This window comes from Herbaspirillum sp. ST 5-3 (assembly GCF_004804275.1).
Lineage (GTDB): Bacteria > Pseudomonadota > Gammaproteobacteria > Burkholderiales > Burkholderiaceae_D > Noviherbaspirillum.
The window spans coordinates 160,747-179,911 of record NZ_STGI01000012.1; the positions used below are offsets into that span (position 1 = coordinate 160,747).

16 protein-coding genes are annotated in these 19,165 nt (G+C 58.9%); 13 read left to right on the forward strand and 3 right to left on the reverse strand.

The features are described from left to right. Window positions 1–7 precede the first annotated feature (7 nt). A complete protein-coding gene (locus tag E6W33_RS20835; RefSeq protein WP_136419249.1) occupies window positions 8–520 on the forward strand; it encodes an Rrf2 family transcriptional regulator in 513 nt (170 codons plus the stop codon). Between the two features lie 55 nt (window positions 521–575). Continuing rightward, window positions 576–2,588 carry an AsmA family protein gene (locus E6W33_RS20840; protein WP_136419250.1) on the forward strand — a complete coding sequence of 671 codons (2,013 nt, stop codon included), beginning with the start codon at window positions 576–578 and terminating at the stop codon, window positions 2,586–2,588. A 39-nt stretch (window positions 2,589–2,627) separates the two neighbouring features. On the opposite strand, the gene E6W33_RS20845 is transcribed toward E6W33_RS20840, so the two are convergent. Together E6W33_RS20845 and E6W33_RS20850 are read right to left on the reverse strand one after the other, a co-directional pair. Beyond that, window positions 2,628–3,395, reverse strand: coding sequence for a 5'-methylthioadenosine/adenosylhomocysteine nucleosidase (locus E6W33_RS20845; protein ID WP_136419251.1), 768 nt, complete (start codon window positions 3,393–3,395; stop codon window positions 2,628–2,630). Between the two features lie 711 nt (window positions 3,396–4,106). After that, a complete protein-coding gene (locus tag E6W33_RS20850) occupies window positions 4,107–4,982 on the reverse strand; it encodes a LysR family transcriptional regulator (RefSeq protein WP_136419252.1) in 876 nt (291 codons plus the stop codon). Window positions 4,983–5,107: 125 nt separating this feature from the next. Between E6W33_RS20850 and E6W33_RS20855 the strand changes: the two genes are divergently transcribed. The 7 genes from E6W33_RS20855 to E6W33_RS20885 all read left to right on the forward strand — a co-directional run bounded on the left by E6W33_RS20855 (window position 5,108) and on the right by E6W33_RS20885 (window position 13,512). After that, window positions 5,108–6,619, forward strand: a complete 1,512-nt coding sequence (locus E6W33_RS20855; protein ID WP_136419253.1) for a CoA-acylating methylmalonate-semialdehyde dehydrogenase — start codon at window positions 5,108–5,110, stop codon at window positions 6,617–6,619. Between the two features lie 124 nt (window positions 6,620–6,743). Next, window positions 6,744–8,423: a GMC family oxidoreductase N-terminal domain-containing protein gene (locus E6W33_RS20860; protein WP_136419254.1), complete on the forward strand. Its 1,680-nt coding sequence runs from the start codon at window positions 6,744–6,746 to the stop codon at window positions 8,421–8,423. A 257-nt stretch (window positions 8,424–8,680) separates the two neighbouring features. Then, entirely contained in the window at window positions 8,681–9,451 is a 771-nt protein-coding gene (locus E6W33_RS20865; RefSeq protein WP_136419255.1) for an ABC transporter ATP-binding protein, read from the forward strand. Next, window positions 9,452–10,165 (forward strand): ABC transporter ATP-binding protein, encoded by a 714-nt coding sequence (locus E6W33_RS20870; RefSeq protein ID WP_136419256.1) that lies wholly within the window; start codon window positions 9,452–9,454, stop codon window positions 10,163–10,165. It begins immediately after the preceding gene. A 33-nt stretch (window positions 10,166–10,198) separates the two neighbouring features. Continuing rightward, window positions 10,199–11,407, forward strand: coding sequence for an ABC transporter substrate-binding protein (locus E6W33_RS20875; protein ID WP_136419257.1), 1,209 nt, complete (start codon window positions 10,199–10,201; stop codon window positions 11,405–11,407). Window positions 11,408–11,627: 220 nt separating this feature from the next. After that, window positions 11,628–12,512: a branched-chain amino acid ABC transporter permease gene (locus E6W33_RS20880; RefSeq protein ID WP_136419258.1), complete on the forward strand. Its 885-nt coding sequence runs from the start codon at window positions 11,628–11,630 to the stop codon at window positions 12,510–12,512. A gap of 13 nt (window positions 12,513–12,525) precedes the next feature. Next, entirely contained in the window at window positions 12,526–13,512 is a 987-nt protein-coding gene (locus E6W33_RS20885) for a branched-chain amino acid ABC transporter permease (RefSeq protein ID WP_136419259.1), read from the forward strand. Between the two features lie 120 nt (window positions 13,513–13,632). On the opposite strand, the gene E6W33_RS20890 is transcribed toward E6W33_RS20885, so the two are convergent. Then, the gene (locus tag E6W33_RS20890; protein ID WP_136419260.1) at window positions 13,633–14,808 is read right to left on the reverse strand and encodes an iron-containing alcohol dehydrogenase; all 1,176 of its coding nucleotides are present in this window, start codon (window positions 14,806–14,808) and stop codon (window positions 13,633–13,635) included. 220 nt (window positions 14,809–15,028) lie between these two features. Here E6W33_RS20890 and E6W33_RS20895 point away from each other — a divergent pair, with 220 nt between their 5' ends. The 4 genes from E6W33_RS20895 (at window position 15,029) to leuE (ending at window position 19,163) form a co-directional block, all read left to right on the forward strand. Continuing rightward, entirely contained in the window at window positions 15,029–15,775 is a 747-nt protein-coding gene (locus tag E6W33_RS20895; protein ID WP_136419261.1) for a hypothetical protein, read from the forward strand. Between the two features lie 166 nt (window positions 15,776–15,941). Continuing rightward, complete coding sequence (gene mnmG / locus E6W33_RS20900; RefSeq protein WP_136419262.1) at window positions 15,942–17,867, forward strand: tRNA uridine-5-carboxymethylaminomethyl(34) synthesis enzyme MnmG; 1,926 nt, start codon at window positions 15,942–15,944, stop codon at window positions 17,865–17,867. A gap of 13 nt (window positions 17,868–17,880) precedes the next feature. Then, window positions 17,881–18,534, forward strand: coding sequence for a 16S rRNA (guanine(527)-N(7))-methyltransferase RsmG (rsmG, locus tag E6W33_RS20905; protein WP_136419263.1), 654 nt, complete (start codon window positions 17,881–17,883; stop codon window positions 18,532–18,534). Further along, complete coding sequence (gene leuE / locus E6W33_RS20910; protein WP_136419264.1) at window positions 18,531–19,163, forward strand: leucine efflux protein LeuE; 633 nt, start codon at window positions 18,531–18,533, stop codon at window positions 19,161–19,163. The genes rsmG and leuE overlap by 4 nt, the downstream gene beginning before the upstream one ends. Window positions 19,164–19,165 lie beyond the last annotated feature (2 nt).

Sequence of the window (19,165 nt, forward strand, 5' to 3'; positions counted from 1 at the left end):
AAAGAAGATGACTGATATCGATCACTACTTTCTCGGCGATGCGGACTTGCATCAGCGGCTCGCGGTCGGCACCGGCATCCTTGCGGAGCTGGTGCGCTGCGCGCCGCGTGCGGTCGGCATTTCCGCTTTGGAAAACGCCACAGGCTATCCGACGCAGGTGCTGGAAAAGAATTGCCGTCACTTGTGCCGCGCCGGACTGTTGCAGCCGGACGACTCGGATCGCTGGCTGCTGGCCGGTGCGCCGTCGGAGATCACGCTGGAAGATGTGTTCCGCGCAGTACTGACGGACTCGCCGACCTGCGACAAGAAAAATTCTTCGCAGACAAAGATTTCTGCCGGAACAAATGACGTGGAACTCTTGCTGATGCAGGCCACCGTCGGCATCCATCAGCACATTTTCAACTATCTGCGCCGCTTCTCGCTTGACCGCGTGAAGATCAGCGGCGCCGGCATGTTTCCGCAGACAACGCAGCGCGCCTGCGATTTTTGCAGGGACGAAGCGCCGGCTGAACTGCACTGAAGGCAGAGCAAACTGCCCGCAATGAACTCTTGCATGCCGGTCAAGTCTTATCGGCATGTCCCGCGCAGGAAAAATTGCTCTCTACAGTGCCGGCGGCCTGATTGTCGTGCTCGCATTCTGTGTCGCAGCGCTGCTCAACTTCAACTGGAACCGCACCAAGCCATGGATCAGTTCGCGCGTCGCTGAGGCGACAGGGCGCGCATTCAACATCGGCGGCAATCTGAGCCTGACCTGGCATGCACCGCAAGGCGAACAAGGCTGGCGCGCATGGGTGCCGTGGCCGCGCCTGGCCGCACGCGACGTCAGTTTCGGCAATCCCGACTGGACGGAAAAGCCCTTCATGGCCAAAGCGCGCGAGGTCAGCTTCTCGATCAGTCCTCTTCCGCTTCTCAGCAAGAAAATCGTCATCCCTTCACTCGCGCTCAGTACACCCGAATTGTCGCTTGAGCGTCTGCAAGACGGACGCAACAACTGGACCTTCGGATCCGGCGGCAAGTCGGAATGGCAATTCGAATTGCAACGCTTGATCCTGACCAAGGGCGAGGTTCAGCTGAAGGACGCCATCAAGCACGCCAATCTGAAAGCCGAAATCGATACCCTGGGCAATGGCAATGATGAAAACCTGCGCCTCGGCTGGCGTGTCGCCGGCACTTACAATGGCGAAGAAGTCAGCGGGCAGGGGCGCGCCGGCGGCATTCTGTCGCTGCAGCAAAAAAATACGCAGTATCCGATCGATGCCACCGTGCGTGTGGGCAAGACCAGCATCGATGCCAAGGGAAGCCTGACCGATCCGCGCCGGCTCGCCGCGCTCGATCTGCAGCTGAAGATCGCCAGCGTGAGCATGGCGCAACTTTATCCGCTGATCGGCGTCGTGCTTCCGGAGACGCGTCCCTTCGTGACCGAAGGCAGGCTGCACGGCAGTCCAGGACAGCACGGCGGCAACTGGACCTATGAAAAATTCAGCGGCAAGATGGGAGCGAGCGACCTGGCCGGCACCCTGCATTATCGCGGCGGCGAACCGCGCTCCTTACTGGAAGGCACGGTCTCATCCGATTTCCTGAATTTCACCGACTTGTCGCCATTGATCGGCGCCGACTCGGAGGCGAGTCGCGCCCGGCGCGGTGCCAAAGGCGAGCAGCCACCCGACAAGGTGCTGCCGGTGGAAAACTTCCGGACAGAGCGATGGAACAGCATCGACGCGGATGTGCAGTTCACCGGCCGCCGCATCGTGCGCAAGGAAGAACTGCCGATCGACAATCTGGTGACCCGTGTTCACCTGCGCGACGGCGTGATTTCGCTCGCGCCGCTCAAGTTCGGTATCGCAGGCGGCAATCTGGTTTCGAATATCACGCTCAACGGCAAGACCAAACCGGTGAAAGCCGAGATGAAATTATCCGCGCGCCACATGAAGCTCAAGCAATTGTTCCCGACACTCGAGCGAATGCAGGCCAGCCTGGGTGAAATCAACAGCGATGCCGCACTGACGGCCAGCGGCAACTCGATTGCCGAACTGCTCGGCTCATCCAGCGGCGAGATCAAGGCCGTGATCAACCAGGGAACCATCAGCAAGCTGTTGCTGGAAAAGATGGGTTTGAATATCGGCAGCGTCATTGTCACGCAGATGTTCGGCGACAAGCAGATCCAGCTCAACTGCGCGGCGACCGATTTCATCATCAGCAAAGGCGTGATGCAGACCCGCGCGTTTGTCGTCGACACCGCCGATGCAACGATTCATGTTGACGGAAAAGTCAATCTGGCGAAAGAGTTGTTGGCCCTGACCATTTATCCGGATACCAAAGGCCTGCGCATGATTTCCCTGCGTTCCCCGCTGTACGTGAGCGGACCGTTCAAGAAACCCAAGGTCGGCGTCGACAAGGGCGTGGTCGCGCTCAAGGCGGGCAGCGCGCTCGCGCTCGGCGCCTTGGCACCGGTCGCCGCGGCCTTGATCCCGCTGGTGAACGTAGGACCGGGCGAAAAGAGTGAATGCGGAGCCTTGCTGGCGCAGGCAACCGAAAAACCGGTTGCACCGACGGCAGGCGGCAAGGTTGAGAATACCAGCGGCAAATGAAAGAAGTGTTTGACGGCCTTCGTCCTGGCGCAAGACTTGTCAAGCCTGTGTACACAGCCTCTTCACAATGCCAAACGCATAACGCGAAGCAATCCGGTCGATGAATTGCATGAAGTCGTGCGGCGCTTCTTCATTGGCGCTATCGGAGATCGTCCGGATCACGGCAAAGGGCACGCCGAATTCGAAACAGACCTGGGCCACGGCTGCGCCTTCCATCTCCAGCGCCAGGAGCGGCGGAAAAGCCGCTTTCAGTGCATCGCGCCTTTCCTGCCGGTGAACGAATTCATCCCCGCTGGCAATCAGGCCACGATGCACGCGCGGCAAGCCAAGGTGAAAACTTTCCCGGTCTTGTTCTGAAATCGCTCCCTGCGCATCATGTGCCGCGAAATCCGATGCGGCACGAGCCAGGCGATCGGTCAGATTCTTGTCAGAAGAGAAATGTGATTGACCGAGCAGCGGGACTTCATATTGCGGAAACAGCGGTGTGGTGTTCATGTCGTGCTGAACCAGCTCATCTGCCACCACGATGTCGCCTACGCGCAGCTCGTTCCCCGCAGCACCCGCCACACCAGTGAAGACGATATGCGTGACTGCAAAGCGTTCTATGAGGGTTGCTGCGGTCGCTGCGGCGGCAACCTTCCCCATGCGAGACAAAACGCAGACCGTATCGATCCCCCATAACTTGCCGGACGTGTAATCACGCATGCCGCGATTGGTCTTTTCGGTGTCTTGCATGGTCTCGATCAGGCCGGCTTGTTCCTGGTGCAGGGCGCTGATCAATCCAAGGCGGGGAATTTGTGATGTCATTGGCAACTTTTCTCGGTGAGAATCGAAAGACTGGAGTCGGGACGGCAATAACGTAGCGTATTGCTTCCGGCTGCTTTTGCGCAAGCGCCGACGACTGATGTTTTTGCGGTTCTTTTACTTTGTAGTTGATATATATAAATAGTAGTAGTGTTAACGCGCCTCAAAAACTGTGGATAACCCGGTAAACCAAAATCGGATCAATTGTTTACGTTCGGCATAAGTGCTGAATAATCGGTGTATCGCAAAAGGACAGATTCTGAATAAAAAAACGCGTATTCAGATTTCCCGGCTTGTCCCCATCTCCTCAAGCTTTTTTCCAAAGACTTATCCACAGTCAGTTCTGCAATCCATCGTCGATTGTCGGCATGCTGCATAAAAGACAGGTTTCAGATGTTGTATTTCTGTCTAGCAGTCCATGGTTCCGTCTGGTTTGCGAAAGCGTTTTTTCTTCGCGCTCCCGGGCAAATAAAGCGCAGCGGGTTTTAACTTAAAGATTGATATATACGAATAGTGATAGTAGTTAACGCAGTGCCAAATCTGGGGATAAGCGCATTAAGCGCAATGAAATCAAGGCACTGCAGAATGGATAAGGCCTGAACAATGCCTGTATGACCGAAGGAAACTTCTTGGATAAAAATGACTGAAGGCAGCTTTACCGCGCTTGTCCTCAAACTACCCACCGGATATGCAGGGAATTACCCACAGGCCGGATCAGGTTCGCCAAAGAGATTGCAATAAAGAAAATACCGCGGCGATCGCCGGTTCGCTCTTGCGCTTGGCCAGCGTAATGAAGGACAGTTCGGTGGACAGACTGACGGCGTCCGCAATCACCAGCCCGTGGGCGTGGGCTTCGCCCAGCGCCACCGATTCGCGCACCAGCGAGAGCCCGACGCCGGATTTCACCAGGTCGAGCATGGATGGCTCCTGATCAACCAGCGCCACCTTGTTCGGCGTGACCTTGTATTGCGCGAAGGTCTTGCTCAGCAGGCGGTTGTGCGCGGATTCGGGCGGAGTCCAGATCCAGGGCAGTTTCGCGAGCGCCGGCCAGTCGCGCCCGGCGACACGGTTTTTCCAGCCCTGGGGAGCGACCACGTTGTAGGTAAAGGAAGTCAGCGTCTGGTAATGGAATTCCTTGCCCGGCGTGCCGAGGAAGTAGCCGACGTCGAGTTCGCCGCTCTTGATTTGCTGCATGACCCAGCCGGACATGCCGTGTTGCAGCCGGGTCGAGATCTGGGGATAGGTTTCCACCAGGCGCTTCAGGAAGGCGCCGAGGCGGATGAATTCCGGGTCGAGGATGGTGCCGATCGAGAGCGTGCCGGACAGCGTGGAGTGCAGGGAGGCGGCGCCCTGGCGGAATTCGGCCACGCTCTCCATCACGCGTTCCGCAAAAGGCAGCAATTTGGCGCCGTCGTCCGTCAGACTCATCCCGGACGGCGTGCGCGTAAATAATTGCAGGTCGAGACTGGCCTGCAAGGCCTTGATCTGCAGGCTGACGGCAGGTTGCGTCAAATGCAGGCGCTCGGCGGCGCGCGTCAGGTTGCCTTCCCGTGCGACGGTCACGAAGGCGCGAAGCTGGGTCAGGTCCATGAATGCTCTCCCGTATCACCGTCATTATAAGAGTCTTTTATATCCGACTTGATAACAACTCATTGGATTCCCCACGAAGGCCGGGATATGCTGTCAAAATCCGCTCATCCCTAAAAGGAATCCTTATGACGCAAGCTTTGATCCAGCATTACATCGGTGGCCGTGTGGTTGAATCGACCAGTGGCCGCAAACAGGATGTCTTCAACCCCGCAACGGGTGAAGCGAGCGCGCAGGTGGTGCTGGCCAGCGTCGAAGAAGTCAATGCTGCCGTTGATGCGGCACGCGCAGCCGCACCCGGCTGGGCCGATACCGCGCCCTTGAAGCGTGCCCGCGTCTTGTCGAAATTCAAGGAGCTGATCGAGAAGCATCATGACGACTTTGCCGCAGCGATTACGCGCGAGCACGGCAAGGTATTTTCCGATGCCAAGGGCGAAGTCACGCGCGGGTTGGAAGTGGTCGAATTCGCTTGCGGCATTCCGCAATTGCTGAAGACCCAGTTCACCGACAACATCGGTGGTGGCATCGACAACTGGCAGTTGCGCCAGCCGCTCGGCGTGACCGCCGGCATCACACCCTTCAATTTTCCCTTCATGGTGCCGATGTGGATGGCACCGATGGCCATCGCCACCGGCAACAGCTTCATCCTCAAACCTTCCGAGCGCGATCCTTCGCCTTCGCTGATGATGGCTGACCTGCTCAAGCGCGCAGGCCTGCCCGACGGCGTGTTCAACGTCGTGCAGGGCGACAAGGTCGCTGTCGATACGCTGCTGCATCATCCGGATGTGAATGCCGTGTCCTTCGTCGGCTCCACGCCCATCGCCGAATACATCTACACCGAGGGCACCAAGCGCAAAGGCGCCTATCCGCTGCGCGTGCAGGCCCTGGGCGGCGCGAAGAACCACATGGTGGTGATGCCGGACGCAAATCTCGATCAGGCGGTTGATGCCTTGATCGGCGCGGCCTATGGGTCGGCTGGCGAGCGCTGCATGGCAATCTCGGTGGCGGTTGCCGTCGGCGGTGTTGCCGACAAGCTGATCGAAGCCCTGATCCCGCGCGTGAAAGCGCTGAAGGTGAAGAACGGCATGGAAGCCGATGCCGAAATGGGTCCGGTGGTGACGGCGCAGCACAAGGCGAAAATCGAGGGCTATATCGAAGACGGTGTGCAGGCTGGCGCCAGGCTGCTGGTCGATGGCCGCGGCCTGAAGGTGCCGGGTCTCGAGAACGGCTTCTTCATCGGCGGCACCTTGTTCGACCATGTGACGCCTGACATGAAGATCTACAAGGAAGAAATCTTCGGACCGGTGTTGTGCGTGGTGCGCGTGCCGGACTTCGCGTCGGCCGTCAAATTGATCAATGCGCACGAGTTCGGCAACGGCGTTGCGCTGTTCACTTCGGACGGCAATACCGCGCGCGAGTTTTCGCGTCGCATCGAGGTTGGCATGGTCGGAATCAATGTGCCGATTCCGGTGCCGATGGCATGGCATTCCTTCGGCGGCTGGAAGCGTTCGCTGTTCGGCGACACGCACGCCTATGGCGAAGAAGGCATCCGCTTCTACACGCGCTACAAGTCGGTGATGCAGCGCTGGCCGGATTCGATTGCCAAGGGCGCCGAGTTCACGATGCCTGTGGCGAAGTGATGTGCATGCCCGATCGCCCCGCGCGATCGGACAACATCCTTTGACGAAAAGATTCTTGCCAGCGTAAGCCGACCGTCAGCCCGCGGGTTGATGATCGCAGCACACCATTCATCGGGAGACCATCGTGGAATCCGCAGGAAAATACGACTACATCATCATCGGCGCCGGCAGTGCCGGTTGCGTGCTCGCCAATCGCCTCGCACAGGACGCCGATGTGTCGGTGCTGCTGCTGGAAGCCGGCCGCAAGGACGACTACATCTGGATTCACATTCCGGTCGGCTACCTCTATTGCATCGACAACCCGCGCACCGACTGGCGCTTCCGCACCGAGGCCGATGCCGGACTCAACGGACGCAGCCTGATTTATCCGCGCGGCAAAGTGATGGGCGGATGTTCCTCGATCAACGGCATGATCTACATGCGCGGCCAGGCGCGCGACTACAACCTGTGGGCGGAACTGTGCGGCGACGATAGCTGGCGCTGGGAAAACGTGCTGCCGGTGTTCAAGAAGAGCGAGGATTACCACAAGGGCGCCGATCCATTCCATGGCGCGGGCGGCGAATGGCGCGTCGAGAAGCAGCGCCTGTCCTGGGAGATCCTCGATGCCTTCCGCGATGCTGCCGAACAGGTCGGCATTCCCAAGGTGGACGACTTCAATCGCGGCGACAACGAAGGCAGCAGTTACTTCGAAGTGAACCAGAAAAAAGGCTGGCGCTGGAACACCGCGCAAGCCTTTCTGAAATCGAACGGAAGCCGCAAGGGCAAGCTCGACATCATGACCGGTTGTCACGTCAAACGCCTGCGCCTGCAGGCAACGGCGGAAGGCACGGTCTGCACTGGCGTGGAATTCACCGGCGGCGGCACCGAATGGTATGCGGAAGCCGCGCGCGAAACGATTTCAACCGCGGGCGCGGTCGGTTCGCCGCAAATCCTGCAACTGTCGGGTATCGGCCCTGCCTCTCTGCTGCAGAAAAGCGGCGTGCCGGTTGCGCTCGACCTGCCCGGCGTGGGGGAGAACCTGCAAGACCATCTGCAACTGCGCATGGCTTTCAAGATCCAGGGCGTCAAGACGCTCAACACCATGGCCAACAGTCTGTTCGGCAAGATGCAGATCGGCATGCAATATGCGATCTCGCGCAGCGGCCCGATGTCGATGGCGCCGTCGCAGCTCGGCGCGTTCACGCGCTCGGATCCCTCGCAGCCATCGGCCAACCTCGAATACCATGTGCAACCCTTGTCGCTGGAAAAATTCGGCGAGCCGCTGCATCCCTTTCCGGCCTTCACCGCCAGCGTATGCAACCTGAGACCGACCTCGCGCGGCCACATCCGCATCGCCTCGGCCGATCCCTTCGCTGCGCCGAAGATCACGCCGAATTACCTGAGCACGCCGGAAGACCGCAAGGTCGCCGCCGATTCGCTCAAGCTGACGCGCACCATCGTCCAGGCGCCGGCGCTGAAGAAATATGCGCCGGAAGAATTCAAGCCGGGTGTGCATTACCGCACTGAAGAAGAACTCGCGAAAGCCGCCGGCGATATCGGCACGACGATCTTCCATCCGATCGGCACCTGCAAGATGGGACGCGCCGACGATCCGATGTCGGTCGTCGACAGCCAGTTGCGCGTGCGTGGCGTGAAGGGCTTGCGCGTGGTCGATGCTTCCGTGATGCCGACGATTACGTCGGGGAATACGAATTCGCCGACCATCATGATTGCCGAGAAAGCAGCCGAGTGGATACGTGCGGCGCGCAAGGAAGAGGGTGCGCAAAGCCGTCCTGTTATTCGCGTCGCGGAGCCTGCGATGTAATAGTTTTTTGCAGTTGATCTGTCGATTGTGAATTGGTTGACTTGACTACAAGCAAGTATTTTTTCTTCATGCTAAGATCAGCCCTGCCTGATAAAGCGACATGTACAAGATTGATACAGGCCAAACAATCGACAGATGAGTTGTCGCTTGTATTGCCACCCCCCCAGTCGTACTGTGTACTGTGCATCATCGTTATGCATGACACGCTCCGATGTCGGAATCATTCGGACATTGATGATAGTCAGTAGGGAGAGCCCATGGCGGACGTGGTTTTGGAGACGAGACAACTGACCAAGGAATTCAAAGGATTCACTGCGGTCAATAATGTGAGCCTGCAGGTTCAGCGTGGACATATCCATGCATTGATCGGGCCCAACGGCGCCGGCAAGACGACCTGCTTCAACCTGCTTACCAAATTCCTGGTGCCCACTTCGGGACAGATTCTGTTCAACGGCCGCGATATCACGATGGCCCGGCCTGCGCAGATCGCGCGTCAAGGCATCATCCGTTCATTCCAGATTTCGGCAGTGTTTCCGCACCTGAGCGTGCTCGAAAATGTGCGCATCGGTTTGCAAAGGCCGCTCGGCAATTCTTTCGCTTTCTGGCAAAGCGAAAAGAAGCTCAACGCGCTCAACGACCGCGCCATGGCTTTGCTGGCGCAAGTCGATCTCGAACAATTCGCCGACACCATGACAGTCGACCTGCCGTACGGCCGCAAGCGCGCGCTCGAAATCGCCACCACGCTCGGCATGGTACCCGAGCTGATGCTGCTCGATGAACCGACGCAGGGCATGGGTCATGAAGACGTGCATCGCGTCACGGAACTGATCAAGAAAGTCTCGCAGGGACGCACTATCCTGATGGTGGAGCACAACATGAGCGTGATCGCCGGCATCAGTGACCGCATCTCGGTCCTGCAGCGCGGCGCCATGCTGGCCGAAGGCACGTACGATGAAGTTTCGAAGAATCCGCAGGTGATGGAAGCGTATATGGGCACCACCTCCGGCGCATTGGAAGGAGCGCATTGAATGGCTGGATCAGCGGCATTGGAAATCACCAACCTGCACGCCTGGTACGGCGAATCGCACATTCTGCATGACGTCAATTTCTCGGTGAACCACGGCGAGGTCGTGACCCTGCTGGGCCGCAATGGCGCCGGCCGCACCACGACCTTGCGCGCCATCATGGGACTGACCGGCGCGCGCAAGGGCTCGATCAAGATCGACGGCGTCGAAGCGATCAGCTTGCCGACCCACAAGATCGCGCACCTCGGCGTCGGCTATTGCCCGGAAGAACGCGGCATCTTTTCATCCCTGTCGACCGAAGAAAACCTGCTGCTGCCGCCTTCCGTATCGAAGACCGACAAGGGCATGTCGATCGACGAGATCTACCAGATGTTCCCCAACCTGAAGGAACGCAAATCGAGCCAGGGCACGCGCTTGTCGGGCGGCGAGCAGCAGATGCTGGCCGTGGCGCGCATCCTGCGCACCGGTGCGCGCCTCCTGCTGCTGGACGAAATTTCCGAAGGCCTGGCACCCGTCATCGTGCAGGCCCTCGCGCGCATGATCACAACCTTGAAAGCAAAAGGCTACACCATCGTGATGGTGGAGCAGAACTTCCGTTTCGCCGCACCCCTGGCGGACCGGTTTTTCGTGATGGAGCATGGTCAGATCGTCGAGACCTTCGCCGCATCAGAACTGGATTCCAAAATGCCCGTGCTGCATTCGCTGCTCGGCGTATAACACCAACGTGGATATTCACTCAAGGAGATGGTAATGAAACTGAAAGCTATGGCAGTTGCTGTATCGGCTACGTTCGCAATGGGCTTGGCAGGATCGGCGTCCGCACAGATTTCCGGTGACACAATCAAGATCGGCTTCATCACCGACATGTCGGGCCTGTACGCGGACATCGACGGTCCGGGCGGCGCCGAAGCGATCAAGATGGCCATCGCCGATGCAGGCGGATCGATCAACGGCAAGAAAATCGAACTTCTCACCGCCGATCACCAGAACAAGGCCGACATCGCCGCATCCCGGGCGCGTGAATGGTTCGACCGTGACGGCGTCGATGTGCTGATTGCCGGCACCAATTCCGCCACCAGCCTGTCCATGGCCAAGATCGCGGCCGAAAAGAAAAAGCCCTTCATCGCCATCGGCGCCGGCACGGCCCGCCTGACCAATGAAGAGTGCTCGCCTTACACCGTGCACTATGCCTACGATACGGTCGCGCTCGCGAAGGGCACCGGCTCGGCGGTCGTGAAGCAGGGCGGCAAGAGCTGGTTCTTCCTGACCGCGGACTACGCGTTCGGCGCATCGCTGGAGAACGACACGGCCGCGGTCGTGAAGGCCAACGGCGGAAAGGTGCTGGGCAGTGTCAAGCATCCGCTGTCGGCATCCGACTTCTCGTCCTTCCTGCTGCAGGCGCAGGCTTCCAAGGCACAGATCCTGGGCCTGGCCAATGCGGGCGGCGACACCATTAACTCGATCAAGGCAGCCAACGAATTCGGCATCACCAAAACGATGAAGCTGGCCGGCCTGCTGATGTTCATCAACGACGTGCATTCCCTCGGCCTGAACCTAACACAGGGCATGTACCTGACCGACAGCTGGTACTGGGATCTGAATAACGATACCCGCGCCTGGTCCAAGCGCTACTTTGAAAAGATGAAGAAGGAACCGTCGTCGCTGCAGGCGGCCGACTACTCGTCCGCTTCGCATTACCTGCAAGCCGTGAAGGCCGCCGGCACCGATGATCCGGACAAGGTCCTTGCCCAGTTCAAGAAGACCAAGGTCAACGACATGTTTGCCAAGAATGGCGTGATCCGTCCGGACGGACGCATGGTGCACGACATGTTCCTGATGGAAGTGAAGAAGCCGTCGGAATCGAAGTATCCGTGGGACTACTACAAAGTCGCACAGACGATTCCGGGCGACCAGGCCTTTACTACCAAGGCCGAATCCAAGTGCGCGATGTGGAAGTAGCCTGAAGGCGGCTTCGCCGCAGGAAATCCAGGCATGACGTAATCGCAGTACACGCCCCTCTCCGGCAAGTGAGAGGGGCAGGAGTTGAGGGCGCGTGTCAGGACATGGAAGCCCATTCCTGCATCAGCCCTCGCGCAGCCCGCCCCGCATTCGGGCGCTCATGGCGGTGGCGTAGCGTTTCCGCGCCGCTCGTTCAGCAGCAATTTTTCTTATTCCGCTTATGGAAATATTCGGCATCCCTTTGCAAGCAATGCTGAGCCAGCTATTGCTTGGCCTGGTCAACGGTTCGTTCTACGCGATGCTGTCGCTCGGCCTCGCGGTCATCTTCGGCCTGCTCAACGTGATCAACTTCGCGCACGGCGCTTTGTACATGATGGGCGCCTTCCTCGCGTGGATGGGGATGAACTATTTCGAGATCAATTACTGGGTGATGCTGATCGCCGCCCCGGTCCTCGTGGGCATCTTCGGCATCATCATTGAAAAGACCATGCTGCGCTGGCTGTACAAGCTGGATCACCTGTACGGTCTGCTGCTGACCTTCGGCATCACGCTCATGGTCGAAGGCTTGTTCCGCTCGTTTTATGGTGTGTCGGGGCAGCCGTATTCGGTGCCGGAAGCCTTGTCCGGCGCCTTCAACCTGGGCTTCATGATCCTGCCGAAATACCGCGCATGGGTGGTGCTGGCATCGCTGGTGGTGTGCTTCGCGACCTGGTTCATCATCGAGAAGACCAAGCTCGGCGCCTACCTGCGCGCAGGCACCGAGAATCCGAAGCTGGTGGAAGCCTTCGGCATCAATGTGCCGCTGATGGTGACGCTTACCTATGGTTTCGGCGTCGCGCTCGCCGCCTTCGCCGGCGTGCTGGCCGCGCCGGTGATCCAGGTGTCGCCACTGATGGGTTCCAACCTGATTATCGTGGTGTTCGCGGTGGTCGTGATCGGCGGCATGGGTTCCATCATGGGTTCCATCCTCACCGGTCTCGGACTGGGCGTGATCGAGGGCTTGACCCGTGTGTTCTATCCGGAAGCATCGGCAACCGTGGTGTTCATCATCATGGCGATCGTCCTGATGATTCGCCCTGCGGGCTTGTTCGGTAAAGAGAAGTAAGAGAGGGTATCGCATGAATAGCAAAGTCGGATATGCAATCGCACTGGCAGTGGCGCTGGCAGCGCCCTTTGTCATGTACCCGGTGTTCCTGATGAAGGTACTGTGCTTCGCCTTGTTTGCCTGCGCCTTCAACCTGCTGATCGGTTTTACCGGGCTGCTGTCGTTCGGCCATGCGGCGTTCTTCGGCGGCGCGGGCTATGTGGCCGGCTACGCGATCAAGTCCATGGATCTGCCGTTCGAGCTCGGTCTTGTGGCGGGCGTTGCCGCTGCGTCATTGATCGGACTGGTCATGGGCATGCTTGCCATACGCCGCCAGGGCATCTACTTCACCATGATCACGTTGGCGCTGGCGCAGATGCTGTTCTTCGTCTGCCTGCAGGCGCCGTTCACAGGCGGCGAGGATGGACTGCAGGGCGTGCCGCGCGGGAAGCTGCTGGGTATGGTGGATCTGTCGAACGACATGACGCTGTACTACGTGGTGCTGGCGATCTTTGTTGCCGGTTTCGCGTTGATCGTTCGCACCGTGCATTCGCCGTTTGGACAGGTGTTGAAGGCGGTAAAGGAGAACGAGCCGCGCGCGATCTCGCTCGGTTACGACACCGACCGCTACAAGCTTCTCGCATTCGTGCTGTCGGCGGCGCTTTCGGGTCTGGCAGGTGCTACTAAAACCGTAGTGCTCGGCTTTGAAACCCTGACCGATGCGCACTGGACAATGTCGGGCTTGGTGGTACTGATGACGCTGGTCGGCGGCCTCGGTACGCTGATCGGTCCGATCGTCGGCGCGATCCTGATCATTGCACTGGAAAACAAACTGGGTGATCTGGGCAACTGGCTGGCCACGCTGACCAGTATCGAATGGTTCCGCTCCATCGGCGAGTCGGTCACGATCGTCACTGGATTCATCTTTATTGTTTGCGTACTGGCATTCCGCCGAGGCATCGTTGGCGAGTTTCTCGCGCTATTCAAACGACCGGGCGCGGGGTCATCCGCGTCGCATTAAGCCTGAATAGCTGTTGTCCACGAAAAACGTGAAAGGCACGAAAATTCACTTGGAATTTTTCGTGCCTTTCGTACTTTTCCTGGACCAGCAGGCTTTTCCTGCCAGTCGGTTTCCCCGCGATTACAAAGCCGCCGCGTAGATCGCACGCGCATCGGCGCGCGTGACTTCGCGCGGGTTGTTGGTGAGCAGCCGCGTCTGCAGCATCGCATCATCGGCGAGCCGATCGAGATCCGCTTCACTGATGCCAACTTGCTGCAGCCGGGTTTCGATCCCGGTGCGCCGGGCGATTTCATCCATTCTGTCGATCAAGGCTTGCGTGCGCGCTTCGATGCTGCCGGTGACACCAGGCGTCACGATTTCCGCCAGCTCCGCATACTGTGTCGCCGCGCTCGCTGCATTGAAGCGGAGAACATGCGGCAATACGAGCGAGTTCGACAGGCCGTGCGGCACATGGAAAATCCCGCCGATCGGATAGGCGAGGGCATGGACGGCGGCACAAGGTGCATTCGCGAAGGATTGACCCGCAAGCATGGCGCCGAGCAGCATCGCTTGCCGGACTGCAAGATTTTTCCCGTCTTCACATGCGGCAACGATATTGTTTGAGAGTAAGGTCAGTGCCTGGGACGCGAGCATGTCGGACAGCGGGTTCTTCTTGAGCTTGGTGGTATAGGCTTCAATCGCATGCACCATTGCATCAATTCCGGTCGCTGCCGTGACCTTGGGCGGGAGTCCGACGGTCAGCTCCGCGTCGAGAATGGCCAGGTCTGCATATAGTTGTGGCGACACAACCCCCATCTTGGTCGTCGCGCCTGTCGTGACGATGGAGATCGGCGTGACTTCCGATCCGGTGCCGGCGGTCGTCGGAACCTGGATCAGCGGCAGTCGGACGCCTTTCACATTACCAATGCCGTACATGGTTTTCAGTTCTTGCTCGCTGTCGGTCAGCACAGCAATCAGTTTCGCTACGTCCATCGAACTTCCGCCGCCGAATCCGATCACCAGGTCGATTTCATTCTTGCGCGCATTGTCGACCGCTTGTAACACCACGGCCTCTGGCGGGTCGGCAAGCACATCAGAGAAGATGTTCACAGTCAATCCAGCGTCCTGCAGGGCAGCAATGGGCGCGTCAACCAGGCCGGTTTTCAGGAAACCCGCGTCAGTGACAACCAGCGCCCGGCGAGCAGTCGGAAAATGTTGTGACACATAGACGCCGATGCGCTTGGCGGCACCCGGCTCGGACACGATATGCGGGACGGTACTGAAGCTGAAAGCGTTGGAAATGGCAGAAGTGGTCATCGTCTCTCCTTGGTAATAACGCATTGTAGCAAGCTGAAGTGAGGAGCGTGGCTGCGGGCGACGGGCCTGAATACGGACAACTTGTGGCAAAAGTGGGACAAGTAGATGTAGCCGAATGTAACGGGAATTCATGCCGTAAGGCAAATCGACTAGGATGGTTTTATTCCAGTTCATCGACACACCAAATGTTTCACGTGAAACATGCGGAAAGGGTGCTCCTATGATCGATCCCACCACTATCTTCCAGCGGACCCAAAGTGGCCGTGATGAAATCTATAACAAGAGCCATGGGCTAACGCAGAGCGAGCGTCTTGTCCTTATCATGATTGATGGCGTCACCGCCCACCAGAAAGTCCGTGAGAAACTGACCTCCTTGACCGACGAGCGCTTCGAGCGCGCCATGCTCACCCTGCACAATAAGGAGTTGGTAAGCGAGGTCTTCATGCCGATCGAGGGGCAAGCCGCCGACGAGATTGAGACCGAGGTTGTTGATCGGTTCCTGCAACAAGATCCTCTGGATCCGGTAACGATTATCTTTGTTGATCCTGAAGATCAACTCGGCTTGCTGAATTGCATTCCCGCATCCAAGCCCGCCTCCAAGTCTGCCGAACCGTCGCCCCCGCCGCCGCCCACCAGCGTGTCCTTCGAGCAGGAGGGGCCGACGGTTAATGCAATTGCGGAATCGACTGCAGATCCGACAAGCGGTATCGATACGACATTCGATGAACTCGCTGAACTTGCCGAACTGGCCAGTACGGTCGAGAGAGAGGTGAGGGCACGCAACCAGGACCGTGTCTTTCGTCCCGTGCTTGCGACGGAGAAGGTGGGGCATCCGGTCATCAGCATGAAGCACGCACTTGAGCCGGAGCACCACTCCCCCTTGCGAGGCCTCCATTGGGGGTATTGGATGATCGGTCTTGGCGTCGCCTTCATCGGAAGTTTTTTACTCTCCCACCTGATACATTGAGAAACGGCCTGATTTTGTTTCACGTGAAACAAAATCAGGCGAATCCTCGCCGATACGAGCGGGTCAGGCGAAAAACACCTTATAATCTCGCCTCCGGCGTTCACTTCACTGTGTCTCAGCGCACGTAACGCCGGCCTCCGTCTTACTCGTCTCACCGAGGCGCACTATGCTCTTTCCTACAGAATTCGATGTCATTGTCGTCGGCGGCGGCCACGCCGGCACCGAGGCAGCTCTCGCATCCGCCCGCATGGGGCAGAAAACCTTGTTGCTGACCCATAATATCGAAACCCTCGGTCAGATGTCCTGCAATCCTTCCATCGGTGGAATCGGTAAAGGCCACCTGGTCAAGGAAGTTGATGCCATGGGCGGCGCAATGGCGATTGCGACCGACGAGGCTGGCATCCAGTTTCGCATCCTGAATTCCTCCAAAGGTCCGGCAGTGCGCGCGACACGCGCGCAGGCCGACCGTATTCTGTACAAGAAAGCGATCCGCGGTCGCCTGGAAAACCAGGAAAACCTGTGGCTGTTCCAGCAGGCTGTTGACGACCTGATGGTCGAAGGCGATCGTGTCGTCGGCGCCGTCACCCAAGTGGGAATCCGTTTTCGGAGTCGCGCGGTCGTCCTCACCGCCGGAACCTTCCTCGATGGAAAAATCCACGTCGGCCTGAACAACTATGCCGCCGGACGTGCCGGCGACCCGCCTGCGATCTCGCTGTCGGCGCGCCTGAAAGAATTGAAGCTGCCGCAGGGCCGCCTGAAGACGGGCACGCCGCCGCGTATAGATGGACGCACCATCGATTTCTCGGTCATGGAAGAGCAGCCGGGCGACCTCGATCCGATCCCAGTCTTTTCCGTCATGGGCTCGGTCGATCTGCATCCGCAGCAACTTCCATGCTGGATCACGCATACCAACGAGCGTACCCACGACATCATTCGCGCCGGTCTCGACCGCAGCCCCATGTACACAGGCGTGATCGAAGGCGTCGGCCCGCGTTACTGCCCATCGATCGAGGACAAGATCCATCGTTTCGCCGACAAGTCTTCGCATCAGATTTTTCTCGAACCGGAGGGGCTGACAACGAACGAGTTCTATCCGAACGGGATTTCGACGAGTTTGCCGTTCGACGTGCAATTGGATCTGGTGCACTCGATGCGCGGCCTGGAAAACGCACACATCTTGCGTCCCGGCTATGCCATCGAATACGACTACTTCGACCCGCGCGGCCTGAAAGCCTCGCTCGAGACCAAGGTGATCCAGGGGCTGTTCTTCGCCGGACAGATCAACGGTACCACCGGCTATGAAGAAGCCGCCGCACAAGGCATGCTGGCCGGCCTCAACGCCGCTCTGCTGACCCAAGGCCGCGATGCCTGGACTCCGCGCCGTGACGAAGCCTACCTTGGCGTGCTCGTCGATGACCTGATCACCAAGGGCGTGCAGGAACCGTACCGCATGTTCACCAGCCGTGCCGAATACCGCCTGAGCCTACGCGAGGACAATGCCGACATGCGCCTGACCGAAATCGGCCGCCAGCTCGGCTGTGTGTCTGACGCACAATGGGCGGCCTTCGAGACGAAGCGCGAAGCGGTTGCGCGCGAGCTGGAGCGCCTGAAATCCACCTGGGTCAATCCCCGCCTGCTTCCTGACGCGGAAGCCGAACGTGTGCTCGGTAAAGCGATAGAGCGCGAGTATGCGCTTACTGATCTGCTTCGCCGCCCCAACGTGAGCTATGAAAGCCTGATGAGCCTGAAAGGTGTGGATGGTCAGGACTTGGCCGGCCCCGGTGTAGCGGACGAGGCGGTCATGGAACAGGTCGAAATCCAGGTCAAGTACGCCGGCTATATCGATCGCCAGGCGCGCGAAGTCGAGCGCCATGATTATTACGAGAACCTGAAGCTGCCCACCGAGATTGACTACATGGAAGTGCGCGGCCTGTCGGTTGAGGTGCGGCAAAAGTTGAACAAGCACCGCCCGGAAACGCTCGGCCAGGCTTCGCGTATTTCCGGGGTGACTCCCGCCGCCATTTCGCTGCTGCTGGTGCACCTGAAAAAAGGCGGTTTCAAAGATTTCGCCAACGCCCAAGTGGCGGCCTGAGGATCACCGCACGATGGCCGCATTCCACCGCGACGAATTGACGCGCACGCTCACTGAAGGCGCGCGGGCGCTTTCGCTCGACTTGAGCGATGCCCAGATCGGGCAGCTGATGGATTATCTTGCACTGCTGTCCAAATGGAACGCGGTGTACAACCTGACCGCCGTGCGGGATCCGGCGCAAATGGTGACCCAGCATCTGCTCGATTCGCTGGCTGCGGTACCCGCTTTCACTGGCGCAAGAAATGTCCTGGATGTCGGCGCCGGCGGCGGCTTGCCAGGCATCGTACTGGCCATCGCGCGACCGGACCTGCGCGTCTCGATGATCGACACCGTGCACAAGAAGACAGCCTTTCTCACGCAGGTGAAGGCGGAACTCGGTCTCGCCAACGTCACGGTGCACACCATGCGCGTCGAGCAACTGCAGGCGCCGGAAGAATTCGATGTGATCACTTCGCGGGCGTTTGCCGAACTGTCCGACTTCGTCAATTGGTCCGGTCACTTGCTGAAGGCGGGCGGCCGCTTCATCGCGATGAAGGGTGTCGTGCCCACGGAAGAAATGGCACGCCTGCCGGCAGGCTGGCATGTCACCCAGGTGCAGCCGCTACAAGTCCCCGGCCTGAACGCTGAACGCCATCTGATTTTCATCGAAGCAGGAGAACAAGTATGAGCGCGCTGTTTCATACTCTCGGCATCACCGACGTCTGGCAACTTATTGCCGCCACCATGGTGTTTCTGATGCTGCCCGGCCCCGGCACCTTTTGCGTGCTTACTTGCACCGGTCAGCGCGGCTTGCGCGGCGGTTTCGCTTCCCTGTTCGGCTTGATGCTGGGCGACGCTGCATTGATGTTTCTCGCCGCCATTGGCGTCGCTGCCTTGCTTCAGGCGAACCCGCTGCTGTTCAAGGGTTTGCAATATCTCGGCGCGGTCTACCTTGCCTACCTCGGCATCAAACTGCTGACCGCGAAGAAAGAGCAGGGCGGGGCAGTCGTGCCGTTCTCGAATAGCGCCGATTTCCGTCGCGGCTTTCTCGTTACCATCATCAATCCGAAGGCCATCGTCTTTTACATGGCCTTCTTCCCGCTTTTCATCGATCCGGCTACCCATCAGGGCAGCACGACCTTTGCGGCGATGGGCGCAGTGATTTCCAGTTGCACTCTGTTCTATGGCAGCATGCTGGTTCTCGTCGGCAACGCGGCCGCCAAGCGTCTCGCGCGCAACCGACGCATCGCCGCGTTCGCATCGAGAGCAGCGGGCATGTTCCTGATCGGCTTCGGCATCAAACTCACTACTAATTAAGC